The organism is Streptantibioticus cattleyicolor NRRL 8057 = DSM 46488 (assembly GCF_000240165.1).
Taxonomy (GTDB): Bacteria; Actinomycetota; Actinomycetes; order Streptomycetales; family Streptomycetaceae; genus Streptantibioticus; species Streptantibioticus cattleyicolor.
The window spans coordinates 748,465-761,445 of the sequence record NC_017585.1; the positions used below are offsets into that span (position 1 = coordinate 748,465).

The 12,981-nt window shown below is 74.1% G+C and carries 12 protein-coding genes; 8 read left to right on the forward strand and 4 right to left on the reverse strand.

The window, feature by feature from the left end; all coding sequences use genetic code 11:
* Positions 1 to 33: 33 nt before the first annotated feature.
* Positions 34 to 813: an IS5/IS1182 family transposase gene (locus SCATT_RS40820; protein ID WP_014151433.1), complete on the forward strand. Its 780-nt coding sequence runs from the start codon at positions 34 to 36 to the stop codon at positions 811 to 813.
* A gap of 5 nt (positions 814 to 818) precedes the next feature.
* Entirely contained in the window at positions 819 to 2,093 is a 1,275-nt protein-coding gene (locus SCATT_RS30985) for a hypothetical protein (protein WP_014151432.1), read from the forward strand.
* Between the two features lie 281 nt (positions 2,094 to 2,374).
* Here the strand turns inward: SCATT_RS30985 and SCATT_RS30990 are convergent, their stop codons facing one another.
* Positions 2,375 to 2,836 (reverse strand): DinB family protein, encoded by a 462-nt coding sequence (locus SCATT_RS30990; RefSeq protein ID WP_042507773.1) that lies wholly within the window; start codon positions 2,834 to 2,836, stop codon positions 2,375 to 2,377.
* A 182-nt stretch (positions 2,837 to 3,018) separates the two neighbouring features.
* A complete protein-coding gene (locus SCATT_RS30995; protein ID WP_014151430.1) occupies positions 3,019 to 3,927 on the reverse strand; it encodes a LysR family transcriptional regulator in 909 nt (302 codons plus the stop codon).
* Between the two features lie 324 nt (positions 3,928 to 4,251).
* Between SCATT_RS30995 and SCATT_RS31000 the strand changes: the two genes are divergently transcribed.
* The 3 genes from SCATT_RS31000 (at position 4,252) to SCATT_RS40480 (ending at position 8,115) form a co-directional block, all read left to right on the forward strand.
* The gene (locus SCATT_RS31000) at positions 4,252 to 5,148 is read left to right on the forward strand and encodes an SDR family oxidoreductase (protein ID WP_014151429.1); all 897 of its coding nucleotides are present in this window, start codon (positions 4,252 to 4,254) and stop codon (positions 5,146 to 5,148) included.
* A 114-nt stretch (positions 5,149 to 5,262) separates the two neighbouring features.
* Positions 5,263 to 6,138: a helix-turn-helix domain-containing protein gene (locus SCATT_RS31005; protein WP_014151428.1), complete on the forward strand. Its 876-nt coding sequence runs from the start codon at positions 5,263 to 5,265 to the stop codon at positions 6,136 to 6,138.
* 135 nt (positions 6,139 to 6,273) lie between these two features.
* Complete coding sequence (locus SCATT_RS40480; RefSeq protein ID WP_014151427.1) at positions 6,274 to 8,115, forward strand: serine hydrolase; 1,842 nt, start codon at positions 6,274 to 6,276, stop codon at positions 8,113 to 8,115.
* Positions 8,116 to 8,216: 101 nt separating this feature from the next.
* Here the strand turns inward: SCATT_RS40480 and tpx are convergent, their stop codons facing one another.
* Complete coding sequence (gene tpx / locus SCATT_RS31015; RefSeq protein WP_014151426.1) at positions 8,217 to 8,717, reverse strand: thiol peroxidase; 501 nt, start codon at positions 8,715 to 8,717, stop codon at positions 8,217 to 8,219.
* A 144-nt stretch (positions 8,718 to 8,861) separates the two neighbouring features.
* Positions 8,862 to 10,430, reverse strand: a complete 1,569-nt coding sequence (locus tag SCATT_RS31020; protein ID WP_014151425.1) for an FAD-dependent monooxygenase — start codon at positions 10,428 to 10,430, stop codon at positions 8,862 to 8,864.
* A 47-nt stretch (positions 10,431 to 10,477) separates the two neighbouring features.
* On the opposite strand from SCATT_RS31020, the gene SCATT_RS31025 reads away from it, so the two are divergent.
* The 3 genes from SCATT_RS31025 to SCATT_RS31035 all read left to right on the forward strand — a co-directional run bounded on the left by SCATT_RS31025 (position 10,478) and on the right by SCATT_RS31035 (position 12,973).
* The gene (locus tag SCATT_RS31025) at positions 10,478 to 11,155 is read left to right on the forward strand and encodes a TetR/AcrR family transcriptional regulator (RefSeq protein ID WP_014151424.1); all 678 of its coding nucleotides are present in this window, start codon (positions 10,478 to 10,480) and stop codon (positions 11,153 to 11,155) included.
* A 209-nt stretch (positions 11,156 to 11,364) separates the two neighbouring features.
* Positions 11,365 to 11,589 (forward strand): ferredoxin, encoded by a 225-nt coding sequence (locus SCATT_RS31030; RefSeq protein WP_014151423.1) that lies wholly within the window; start codon positions 11,365 to 11,367, stop codon positions 11,587 to 11,589.
* Positions 11,579 to 12,973 (forward strand): NAD(P)/FAD-dependent oxidoreductase, encoded by a 1,395-nt coding sequence (locus SCATT_RS31035; RefSeq protein ID WP_014151422.1) that lies wholly within the window; start codon positions 11,579 to 11,581, stop codon positions 12,971 to 12,973. The genes SCATT_RS31030 and SCATT_RS31035 overlap by 11 nt, the downstream gene beginning before the upstream one ends.
* Positions 12,974 to 12,981: the final 8 nt, after the last annotated feature.

Sequence of the window (12,981 nt, forward strand, 5' to 3'; positions counted from 1 at the left end):
TCTTCGCGGTCGGGGTCGGCGGAGATCACCGCCATGTGTGTCTGTTCGTGCAAGCCTTCCAGCGACTCGTCGTTGACGGACGCTCAGTGGGCGGTGATCGGGCCGCTGCTGGCGGAGCGGGATCCGTGCCGGGGCGGCCGTCCGCTGGAGTTCCCTCGCCGGCTGGTCGTGGACACCGTGCTGTACGCGCTGGTCAGCGGGTGTGCGTGGCGACTGGTTCGGCATGATCTGGTGCCGTGGGACGCGGCCTGCCGGTGGTTTCTTGCCTGGACTGTGGACGGGACCTGGGGCCGGGTCCACGACGCGTTGCGCGAGCGGGTCCGGGCGGCGGACGACCGGGACCCGCAGCCTTCGGCGGCGGTGTCGCACTCGCCGTCGGCCCGCAGCCACCAGGGCGGGCAGGCGATCGGCCACGACGCGGGCAAGCGTGTCCGGGGCCGCAAGCGGCACCTGCTCGTGGATACCTGCGGACGTGTGCTGCGTACGGTCGTGCACCCGGCCTCGATGCGCCATGGGTGGAGTCTGCTGCGCCTGCGGCCGGGCGGTCCCCTGGCTGACGGGGGCCGGCAAGCGGCTGACCGGCCCAGTCTCAACCGCGGTTTCGGGACAGCCCTTTGTTCCAGCCGCGCTGGGTGGCCTTCAGCCGGGCTCGCAGCGGCTGTCGCCGGGCCGGCACTCGTCAAACCGGTGACGGGATCAGCGCGCCGCTCGCGCGGGTGCTCGCCGCCCTGCCCGGCTGGTCCCCGGTGCCACCGCCCGGCAGCCGGTAGGCTGCGGAAGGCAGCGCGGGGGCGTCCAGAGTGGGGGAGTTGAGCCGCATGTCCCAGGAGGCGCGGGAGCGGATGGGCCTCACCGAGCCCTCCGCCGGGGAGCGGGAGCTGCGCACGCGGATGCTGGACCAGCAGCGGGCCCTGAACCGAGCCCTCGCCGAGGCCGCCCGACGCCACCGCCGCGGCCATCCCTTACCGGTGGCCGTCGACCCGGCGCGGCTGTACCCGGTGCTGCTGCCCGCCGGCGAGGAGGCGAGGGCGATCGACCCGGATGCCCCTTCGCCCACCCCGGCCCTGCGGGAGGTGCTCTGCCTGCGCTGCGAGTACGGGTTCCAGGTGCTCAACCGGGCGGACCTCACCCGTCACGGGCACGAGCCCATGCTGCGCGGCCGGGCCCTGGACAACCTCGCCGCGCTGCCCGCCGAAGGGCAGCTGATCCTCAAGGTCCGCGACGGGTACTGGCACCACGTCAGCGCAGTGAGCCCGCTGACGAGCAGTCACCTGCTCGAACTGCCCCACTACTACGAGCGGTTCAGCGGCGGCAAGAAGCTCCCGCCGGAGGGCGCCCTGGTCGTCGTCCCCGCGCCCCAGCAGATCCTCCTCTCCAGCCTCGAGCGGCCGTTCAGCTACCACATCCTCCCCGACCTGGCGGAGTACGAGCCCAGCCAGTGGGGCCAGCCGCTCGACCCGCTCTCGCCGCACGTCTACTGGTGGCTCGACGGGCGGCTCATCGAGGTCACCAAGCGGCGCGAGAACGGCGAGCTGCGCGTCGACCTCCCGGACGACCTTCGTTACCTGATCGACCGGCTGGTCGCCCCGCCCGACGTGCGGCTGATGCACTACCAGTTCGGGCACCGCACGATTCCCGATCTGGCCGTGGAGGCGGAGGGGAAGCGTGAAGAGGTCTTCAGCAAGGAGTTCGGGCTCGGCCTCCTCGGGCTCTGGCGCAGCGAGCACGGGCGGCCGCAGTACGCACCGAACCCCCTCCCCGTCGACGGACTACGGGCGGAGCTGGCCTGGCTCGACAACCGCCACCGACTGCTGCTCTTCGCCTTTCCCAAGCCGCTCCACGACAAGGAGGTCTTCTTCACCGCGCTCGCCCGCCGGGACGGAGTGGGTGAGCTGCGCTACTTCCTCCTCGAGCACAACGTGGTGGACGGCGAACAGAAGCCCCGGCTGACCGAGCGGCGGCTGGGGAGTTGGGAGGAGGTCGAGCTCCGGGTCGGAGTCAAGGCCACCAAGCGGGCTTTCTTCAACGCGATCGCCCTCCAGTTCCTCACCGAGCGCGGCCCCGGCCGGCTCCTCCGCCGATTCTTCCGCTGACCCGGGGGTACGAGCCCGTGCCGGACCGCGTCCTACTGATCGGCCTCGACGACACCCTGATCCCCGACGGCGCGGTGGACACGGTGATCGGCGCCGTCCGGGCAGTCCGGCGGGCCGGCCCGTGGCGGGCGGACCCGGAGCTCCTGCCGCTCAGTTCCTGGGAGGCGCTCAGGCCGGCCTTCGAGGTGATCCCGCTGCCGGCGGAGGCCCGGCCGGCGCCGGCCGGGCACGATCGCCGGGCCTGGCGGGCGGTCCTCGCCGCGATCGATCCTGACGCTTCCTCAGGCGCCCACCGTGCCGTCGATGCCTTCGCGCAGGAAGTCGGCGTGGCCGTTGTGGCGGGCGTATTCGAGCAGGACGTGGAGCATGACCATGCGCAAGGAGACCTCGGCGTCGTCCCAGCGGGGCTGGCGGCCGGTGATGTCGAGGGAGGCGGCGGCGCGTTCGATGCGGCGGGAGTGCTCGACCTCGGCCCGCCAGGCGGCGAAGGCTTCGGAGCGGGTGGAGTCCGCGCTGTCGTAGGCGGCTTGGAAGTCGCCCTCGTCGGACCAGACCAGCGGGACGTCCTCACCGTTGATCGCGCGGCGGAACCAGGCGCGTTCCACCTCGGCCATGTGGCGCACCAGGCCGAGCAGGGAGAGCGTGGAGGGCGGCATCGACCGGGTGCGCAGTTCCTCGTCGGTGAGGCCTTCGCACTTCATGGCGAGGGTGGCCCGGTGGAAGTCGAGGAAGGCGCGCAGCATCTCGCGTTCGTCCGCGATGACGGGCGGGCCGATACGTTCGACACCGGCGCTTTCGTCGTCGGTGCGTTCTTCGGTGGTGCGTTCTTCGGTGGTGCGTTCTTCGGTGGTGCGTTGGGTGGTCACTGTGGTGTCGTTCCTTCCCCGTTCCGGCCGCCGGGGTGTCCGGGCGGCGGGGCATCACCCTACGGCGTGGGTCGCGGCCGTGTCGTGAGGTGTGCCTGGGCCGCCTTGCGGAAGGCGGAGACCAGCGGCCTGCGGTCGCCGGCCCGGGTGACCAGGACGACGTGGGCCGGGTCGACACCGCGCAGGGGGACCGTGGTGAGGTCGGGGCGCAGGCCGTGTTCGGCGAGGCCGGCCGGGACGATGGCCACCGCCTGCCCGGCGGCGACGACTTCGAGCTTGTCCTCGACGACCTGGACCAACGGGCCGTCGGGGGCCGGGCTTCCGTCGGGCCGGGGATCGATGCGCCAGTAGGCGTTCCAGGCGGGGTCGGGCGACCGGGGCATCGGCTCGTCGGCGATGTCGTCGAGGGTGACGGACTCCCGGCCGGCCAGCCGGTGGCCGACCGGGAGCAGCAGCACCCGGGGCTCGGAGTGGAGGACGGTCACCTGGAACTGGTCGGTGGGGAACGGCAGTCGGGTCACCACGGCGTCCACCCGGTGCCCGAGCAGGGCCGCGCGGGCCTCGTTCCAGCGCAGGTGGAGGGTGTGCACCTCGGCCTCCGGGTGGCGGTCCCGCAGTTCGCGCACGGCCGGGGTGACGATGAGGTCGGTGACGTGGCCGATGGTGATGCGTCCGGAGCGGACGGCGGCCCGGGCCTCGGCCGCCGCCTCGGTGGCCGAGCGCAGCAGTGCCTTCGCGCGCGGCAGGAACGCCGCCCCGGCCTCGGTGAGCCGGGTGCCCTGCGGGGTGCGGTCCAACAGGCGCACCCGCATCTGTTCTTCGAGCCGCTGGATCTGCCGGCTCAGCGACGGCTGCGCGAGATGGAGGGCGGCGGCGGCACGGCCGAAGTGCAGGTGTTCGGCGACCACGGTGAAGTACCGCACCACACGCAGATCCAGGTCCGCCGGCGGGAGGGACGATTCGGGCACCTCTCGACTGTAGCCGCTGAAACCGCACCGACGACACCCCCTCGTACCATCGCCACCTGTGGTCATGTCTGATCGGTATCGCCCGTTGCGGAACAGGCCTTGGACGTCACGCGTCCGTTGCCCGCACTGTGGAGACACCCCGCTCGGCGGCGCTCGTCCGTACCTGGCGAGGCACCCGTGACCTGCGGCGTTATGCCACTCCGCCGCCGCGTCGGGCCACCCGGCGGAACGGCGGGGTACGCGGTGCCTTCGTCCGGCGCCGTGCCGGGTTCCGGACGGACCGGTATCCCATCGGTCCGCCACATTTACCGAGGTGATTGACTCATGCGCGTATTCGTCACCGGTGCGACCGGATTTGTCGGGAGTGCGGTCGTCCGCGAACTGCTCGACGCGGGGCACGAGGTCGTCGGCCTGGCGCGTTCCGCAGCCGCCGAGGCGTCGCTGGCGGCGGCCGGGGCGCGGGCACACCCGGGCGCGCTCGACGACCCGGTGAGTCTGCGCGACGGCGCGAAGGCGGCTGACGGGGTGATCCACACGGCGTTCGTCCACGACTTCTCGGACTACTCCGGTGCCGCCCACACCGATCTGCGCGCCGTCGAGACGCTCGGCGCCGCGCTCGCCGGATCCGGCCGGCCCCTCGTCGTCACCTCCGCGATCGCCGTGCTCACGGCGGGCCGGATCGGCACGGAGGACGACGCCCCCGACCCCACCGCGCTCTCCGCGCCCCGCATCCCCTCGGAACGGGCGGCGCTCGCGGCGGCCGAGAACGGGGTACGCGCCTCGGTGGTACGGCTGCCGCCGTCGGTGCACGGCGCCGGCGACCGCGCCTTCGTACCGACGCTCATCGGCATCGCCCGCGCCACGGGCGTTTCCGGGTACCCGGGCGACGGGTCCAACCGCTGGGCAGCCGTGCACCGTTGGGACGCCGCGCGTCTGTACCGGCTGGCCCTGGAGTCGGCCCCGGCCGGTTCCCGGCTGCACGCGGTCGCCGAGGAGGGCGTTCCGCTGCGGGAGATCGCCGAGGCCGTCGGTGGTCGTCTCGGGCTGCCCGCGCTCCCCGTGGCGGCCGAGGAGGCGGAGGGCCACTTCGGCTGGCTGACCCCGTTCGTCTCGGCCGATACCGCGGCCTCGGCGGCGCTGACCGCGCGGCGGCTGGGGTGGCGCCCGGAGGGGCCGGGGCTGGTCGCGGACCTGGCGGTGGGTGGGTACGTCAACGGATAGACAGGGGCGGGCGGCCGGACGGGGACGGCCCGCAGGGCTCAGTTGTGTCACATCGTGGGCAACCGGCGGCGAAAAGCGGGCTCGGCCCCCTGGTCGTCCGCTTACCGTGGGGCCATGATCCAGACCAACGTGCTGGGCGAGTATCTGCGCGCCCGGCGTGATCTGTTACGTCCGGAGGACGTCGGACTGCCTTCGGGCGGCCGACGCCGCGTGCCCGGACTGCGCAGGGAGGAAGTGGCGTTGCTGGCCGGGATTTCCTCCGAGTACTACCTGCGCCTGGAACAGGGGCGCGACCAGCACCCCTCCGCCCAGGTGCTCCAGGCGCTGGCCCGGGTACTGATGCTCGACGCGGACGCCACCGCACAGCTGACCCGCCTCGCCCGCCCCCGGCCGCGCCGCCCGCACCGGCGCTCCCCGGAACGCGTCGGCGACGGCCTGCGACGCCTGGTGATGGGCCACACCACGATGCCCGCCTTCGTCCACGGCCGCTACCTCGACGTCCTCGCCGCCAACCCGATGGCCACCGCGCTCTCCCCCAGTCTGCGGCCCGGTGCCAACCTGCTGCGGGCGGTCTTCCTCGACGCCGGGTTCCGCGCCCTGCACGACGACTGGCGGCGCGCGGCGGGCGACGCGGTGGCCGCGGTACGCCGGCTGGCCGGGCCGGAGACGCTGGACGCCCGACTGACCGAGCTGGTCGGCGAGTTGGCGGTGCGCAGCGAGGAGTTCCGCCGGTGGTGGGCGCGTCCGGAGGTACGGATGCGCAACGGCGGCGTGGTACGGATGCGGCACCCGCAGGTCGGTCCGCTGGAGCTGGACTGCCAGCGGCTGGCGGCCATGGGCGCCGAGGGACAGGTGCTCGTGGTGTATCACGCCGCGCCCGGCGGTGACTCGGCCCAGCGGTTGAGCCTGTTGGCCCATCTGGCGGCGGGGGACGCGCCCGTGGCGGCGGCGAGCGCGGGCCCCGCCGGCCCGTCCGCGCCGCACGTCTGACCACGTCATCCGGTGCCTGCCGGGTGACCGGCGGCCCGGCCGCTCGTCTACCATGAGCCCTTCGTCCCGCGGTACGGCCTGGTCCCGTACCCGCCAGGGGTGGGGCGGACAGCGCGGCGTGGTAAGGAGTCACCGGTGGCGGGCGGATCCCCCGACAGCTCGGAACGGAACGTTTCTGCGGAAACGGCCCCGGAACCCAACGCGCCGACCGCGCCCGACACCGGTGCCGACACCGGCGCCGCGAGCCGGCCCACCGACGCCTCCGCCGACGAGCCGCCCTCCGAGGAGAACGCCGAGCCCGCCCCCGACCCCATGCCGGAACCGGACTCCGGCACCGGCACGCCCTCGGAACCGGAGCCCGAGGCCGAGGCCGAGCCGGAACCCGAGGCCGGGACCGACGACGCCCCGGAACCGGACGTCGAAGCCGACGCCGACGCCGACGCCGAAGACACCTCGGCCCCGGACGCCGACACCGAAGACACCCCCGACCCGGACACCGACACCAACACCGAGGACGCCTCGACGCCCGAACCCACACCCGCAGCCGACCCCGAACCCGAACCCAATTCCACCCCCGAACCCGAACCCACCAGCCACTTCGTCCCCCTCAAACCGCTCGACGAGCCCCGCGGGGAGCGGGTGGCCGAGCCGGTCGGGGCGGAGGACGAGGGGCGGCCGGCGCCCGAGCCGCTGGGATTGTTCGCCGATGTCACGGTGGTGTCGGCGGCGGCGCGGTGGCGGGCGGCGGCGCGGCGGCCGTTGGTCTGGGCGCCGTTGGTCGTGGTGCTGGTGGTGATGGTGGCGTTCGTGGTGGCGCGGGTGACGCGTCCGCTGCCGGCGCCGGTGCTGTCGCAGGAGGTGGCGAAGGGGTACACCTTCCCGGGGTCGTACCGGGTGCCGTGGCCGGCCGGGGGCCAGGGGGCGGCCGAGGTCGTCGGGGTGGGCTCGCTGGGCGGTACGGGCGCGGGGACGCCGGTGCCCACCGCGAGCACCGCCAAGGTGATGACGGCCTACGTCGTCCTCAAGGACCACCCGTTGCGCGGTGGCGACCAGGGACCGCGGATCACGGTGGACGAACTCGCGGAGAAGCAGGCGACCGCCCCCGGCGAGTCCACGGTGTATCTGACGAAGGGTCAGGTCTTCACCGAGTACCAGATGCTCCAGATGCTGATGCTCAACTCCGGCAACAACGTCGCCCGGTTGCTGGCCCGTTGGGACGGCGGCGGTGACCAGCGCGCGTTCGTCGCGAAGATGAACGCCGAGGCGAAGGCGTTGGGCATGGCCGACACGGTCTACACCGACCCCAGCGGTCTGGACGCCACCACCAGGAGCACCCCCGCCGACCAGGTGAGGCTGGCCGGAGAAGTCATGCGCGACGACGTCTTCCGGCGGATCGTCGCCACCACGGACGCCACGGTCGACGGGTTGGCCCAGCCGTTGTCCAACACCAACACGCTGTTGCGGCAGGACCCCGGCGTGAAGGGCATCAAGACCGGCAACAGCAGCGCGGCGCACGGTGCGTTCGTGTGGGCCGCCTACCGGACGGTCGCGGGCCGGCCCTGGCTCGTCCTGGGCGCGCTGATGGAACAGCGCTCACCGTTGAAGGGCGTCGACTCCACCGAGGACCTGCGGACCGCGCTGGCCAACAGCAAGGCGGTCATCGACAGCATCGGCGACCACCTCACCGCCGCGACCGTGGTCAAGAAGGGCCAGGTCGTCGGAGACCTCGACGACGGGATGGGCGGCCGGGTCGCCGTGGTGGCCGCGTCGGACCTCACCGTGGCGGGCTGGCCCGGCCTGGAGCTGCGGGTCTCGGTGGACGCCGGCCGCGTCCCGCTGCCGCACTCCGCCAAGGCCGGCACCCGCGTCGGCACCATCACCGTGGGCACCGGATCCGCCGCCCACCGGGTACCCGCCCAACTCGCCGCCGACCTGCACGCCCCGTCCTTCGGCACCCGGCTCTTCGGGACCGGCTGACCCCCAGGCCCTGTCGTCAAATCCCGCCTGCCCCGCGGCGCGCGGCGCGGGAACACCTGTGGCCGGCCGGGGCGTCCCAACCGGCCACGGGTGCGGGGTGACTACTTGAGGGCGGCGACGGCCGCGTCGTAGTCGGGCTCCTCGGTGATCTCGCCGACCAGGCCGGCGTGGAGCACCGTGTCGTTCTCGTCGAGCACGACGACGGCACGGGCGGCGAGGCCGGCCAGCGGGCCGGTCTCCATGGCCACGCCGTAGTCGGTGAGGAAGTCACGGCCGCGCATGGTGGAGAGGGTGACCACGTTCTCCAGGCCCTCGGCGCCGCAGAAGCGGGCCTGCGCGAACGGCAGGTCGGCGGAGACGCAGAGCACCACGGTGTTCTCCAGGGCCGCCGCCAGCTCGTTGAACTTGCGGACCGAGGCGGCGCAGACCCCGGTGTCCACGCTCGGGAAGATGTTGACCACCTTGCGCTTGCCGGCGAAGTCGGCGAGCGAGACGTCCGCGAGGTCCTTGCCGACCAGACGGAACCCGGGGGCGGTCCGGCCGGGCTCGGGGAAGGTGCCGCCGACGGTGACCGGGTTGCCCTTGAAGCTGACGTCGGACATGGGGTAATCGCCTCCTGACGAGTGCGCTGGACCAGGACACCGGCCGTCCGCAGCGCTCGGACGGCTGTCGTGATCCTATCCGCGCGGGGCCCGCCGTCACCGTTCCGCCCGGACCGGGCGGCCGGAAGCCTGCCTGACGGGTCGTCAGGTCGCCGGAGTCCCGAACCAGCGGGAGAGCGCCTCCGGCAACTGGTGCACCGGCCTTTCCGTGGCGTCGGTGGCGGCGGCCCAGGCGACGAAGCCGTCGGGGCGTATCAGCAGCGCCGCGAGGTCCGGCCGGGCGGGGCAACTGGCGGTGACGGCGTCCACCCGGTCACCGTAGCCGTCGGCGAGGGCCTTGACGGCGGGGTCGCCGGTGAGGTCGAGCAGCAGGCCCCGGCCGCCGTGCAGCAGGTCGGCGAGGCGGCGGCCGTCGGCCAGTTCGAGGTCGGGGGCGCTCGCGCCGGTCAGCGGGTGGTCGCCGGGCAGGTCGTAGCGCTGCCAGACGCCGGAGATCCTGCGGGTGAAGTAGGAGGCGCCGGTGGTCGTCGCCACCAGGTCGCCGACGACCCGGCGCAGCGCGTCGGCACGCGGCTCGGGACGCATCAGCAGGATCTGCGCCCGCGTCCACTCCAGCACCCAGGCGCCGATGGGGTGGCGTTCTGCGGTGTAGGTGTCGAGGAGGGACGGCTCGGCCCGGCCGCGTACCACGGCGGCGAGCTTCCAGCCGAGGTTCAGCGCGTCGCCGATGCCGAGGTTGAGCCCCTGGCCGCCGAAGGGCGAGTGGACGTGGGCGGCGTCCCCGGCGAGCAGCACTCGGCCCCGGCGGTAGGAGGTGACCTGGCGGGCGTTGTCGGTGAAGCGGGTGGCGGTGTGCACCGCGGTGACGGTGACGTCCGCCCCGGAGACCCGGCGCAGGCTGGTCTCCAGTTCCGCGGCGGTGACGGGGGTGTTGCGGTCGGCCGGCGGGCCGTCGAACTCGACGGTGAGGATGCGGCCGGGCAGCGGCCCGTACGCGTAGACGCCGGTGTCGGTGCGGTTCCAGCCGGTGTTGAGCGCCTCGGCGCCGGTGAGGTCGACGAGCGCCTGGTGGCCGGTGATCAGCGGGTCGGTGCCGGGGAAGTCGAACCCGGCGAGCTTGCGGACGAGGCTGCGTCCGCCGTCGCAGCCGACGAGCCAGCCGGACCGGATCGCGCCGGCCGGACCGCCGTCGGAGGCGGCCAGGTGGACGGTGACCCCGTCGGCGTCCTCGTCGAACCCGGTGAGTTCGACGCCGCGGCGCACGGTGACCCCGAGTCCGGCGGCGCGGGCGGCGAGTATGCGCTCGATCTCCTGCTGGGGTACGAGGCCGACCTCGCCGGCCGGGCCGACGTCGGCGAAGGCCGGGTCGTCGGGGTCGACCAGGTCGGCGCGGAGCATCAGGCCGGCGAAGTGGCCGGCGAACCGCGGTGCCATCCGCACCGGTTCGCCCTTGTCGGGGGCGGCTTCCCGGCGGTCGCGGACGAAGGCGTCGAACCCTTCGAACGTGCGCCGCTGCGCCTCGGCGAGTCGGGGCAGCAGGCCGCGCCGGTCCAGGGCCTGCGCGGTCGGGATGTTGATCGACCCCGCCTTGATCGTGGGGTCCGGTTCGGTCAGCCGCTCCACCACGACCACCCGGGCGCCCCCGAGGGCGAGTTCGCAGGCGGTCATCAGTCCGGCCGGGCCGGCGCCGGCCACCGTCACGTCGTAGTCCATGCGACTCACTATAGTCACTAAAACTATGTGGTCGATATAATTTCCTCATGAGTGAGGGACGACACGACCCCGGGCGCCCCGCGGAGCGGACACCGGGCGGGAAGAAGCCGACGCTGCGCGAACGCAAGAAGCGCGAGACCCGGCAGCGGATCTCCGACGTGGCCACCGAGCTGATCGTCGAGCGCGGCTTCGACAACGTCACCGTGGCCCAGATCGCCGAGGCCGCCGACGTCTCGGCGATGACCGTCTTCAACCACTTCCCGCGCAAGGAGGACCTGTTCATCGACCGGATCCCGGAGGCGATCGAGCTGTTCACCGGCGCGGTACGCGACCGCGCGCCGGACGAGGGTCCGCTGGCCGCGCTGCGCCGCCTGGCGTGCGACCTGGCCGAGCGGCACCACCCGCTCGGCGCGGTCGACGACGACTTCCCCGACTTCTGGCGGATCGTCCTCGCCTCCCCCGCGCTGCGCGCCCGGGCCCGGGAGGCCGTCGAGGAGCTGGAGACCGCGCTGGCCACCGCGATCGCGGAGACCACCGGCCAGGCCCCCGGCTCGCCCGCCCCCGGCCTCGTCGCGGCCCTCGTCGTCGCCGCCTACCGCACGGTCTACCTGGCCACCGCCGGCCGGCTGCTCGCCGGTGAGCGCGCCGCCGACCTCGCCGACGACCACCGCGCCCGGATGCACGCCGCGTTCGACGCCCTGGAGCACGGCCTGCCCGCGCTGTAGCCGCCCGGCGCACCGCCTCATCCGTTCGGCCCAGCCCCGTTGCGCGTCCCCGGACCCCGCCGCGACCTGCCGGTTCGCCCGTCCCCGCGGCGTTCCGGCGGCCCGGACCCGGGTGCCGGGCGGCGGGCGGGACGGCAGGGTGGGCGCGGGGTTGCCGCCGGGGCGTCCGGGCGGTGTGCCCGCGGACGGCGGAGGAAGGCAGGGCCGGCATGAGGCTTGTCGTCGATCTCAACCGCTGCCAGGCGTACGCCCAGTGCGTCTTCCTGGCGCCGGAGGTCTTCTCGCTCCACGGCGAGGAGGCGCTGCTGTACGAGCCGCGGGTGGCCGAGTCCCGCCGGGAGGACGTACTGCGGGCCGCCGCGGCCTGTCCGGTGCAGGCGATCCTCGTCGACCCCGCGCGGCGGCCGGAGGAGGCGGGCTCCGATGGCCGGTGACGACGCCGTACGGGCGCTCCGCCGCGACGGCCGCATCGTGATCGTCGGCGCCTCGCTGGCCGGGCTGCGCGCCGCCGAGCAGTTGCGCGACGAGGGGTTCACCGGCTCGCTGACCGTGATCGGCGACGAGCCGTACGAGCCGTACGACCGGCCGCCGCTCTCCAAGCAGGTGCTGCTCGGCCGGGTGCGCCCGGAGGACACCGGGCTGCCCCGGCGGCGTCCGGTGGACGCCCACTGGCGGCTCGGGGTGGCCGCCACCGGCCTGGACCTGGACGGCAAGCGGGTGCTGCTCGCCGACGGTGACGCGGTGGAGTTCGACCGGCTGCTGATCGCCACCGGGGTCCGCTCCCGCCCCTGGCCGCACGAGACCGAGGCCGCGCTCGACGGGGTGCACGTGCTGCGTACCCGGGACGACGCGGCGCGGCTGACCCGGCGGCTGGCCGGACGGCCGCGCCGGGTGCTGGTCATCGGGGCCGGTTTCACCGGTTCGGAGATCGCCTCGGCGTGCCGGGAACGCGGGGTGGCGGTCACCGTGGCGGAGCGCGGCGCGGCCCCGCTGGTGGGGGCGCTCGGCGGGGTGGTCGGCGCGGTCGCCGCGGACCTCCAGCGCGACCACGGGGTCGACCTGCGCTGCGGGATCATGGTGACCGCGCTGGAGGGCGACCCGGCCGGGCGGCTGCGCCGGGCCCATCTGTCGGACGGCACGGTGCTCGACGTGGACGTGGCCGTGGTGGCCCTCGGCGCAGTGCGCAACACCGCGTGGCTGGCCGGGTCGGGGCTGGCGGCGGGTCCGCGCGGCATCGCCTGCGACGCCGGCTGCCGCGCCTTCGACGTGCACGGCATCGTCACCGACGACGTCTTCGCCGCCGGTGACGTGGCCCGCACCCCGCATCCGCTCTTCGGCTACCAGTTCATCTCGCTGGAGCACTGGGGCAACGCGGTGGAGCAGGCCGCGATCGCGGCGCACAACATGGTGAGCCCGGGCCCGGAGCGCCGGCCGCACCTGTGGATGCCGGCGTTCTGGTCCTCGCAGTTCGGGGTGAACATCAAGTCGGTCGGGGTGCCCTCGATGGCCGACGAACTCCTCGTCACCCAGGGCTCGTTGGCCGAGCGCCGGTTCGTCGCCGCGTACGGGTACCGGGGGCGGGTGATCGCGGCGGTCGGCTTCGACCACGCCAAGTGGATGGGGTTCTACGCCAAGCTCATCGAGGAGGCGGCGCCGTTCCCGCCGGAGTTCCCCGCCGTGGACCGGCGGCCGGAGGGGCTGCGGCCGGTGCCGGCCGGCTTCCCCGACCCGGCGCTGCCCACGCACGGCGCCAGCGTCACCCTGACCGGTCACTCGCCCAGCGAGCGGCGGGTCGTCTTCACCCCGTCCCGGGCCTGACCGACCAT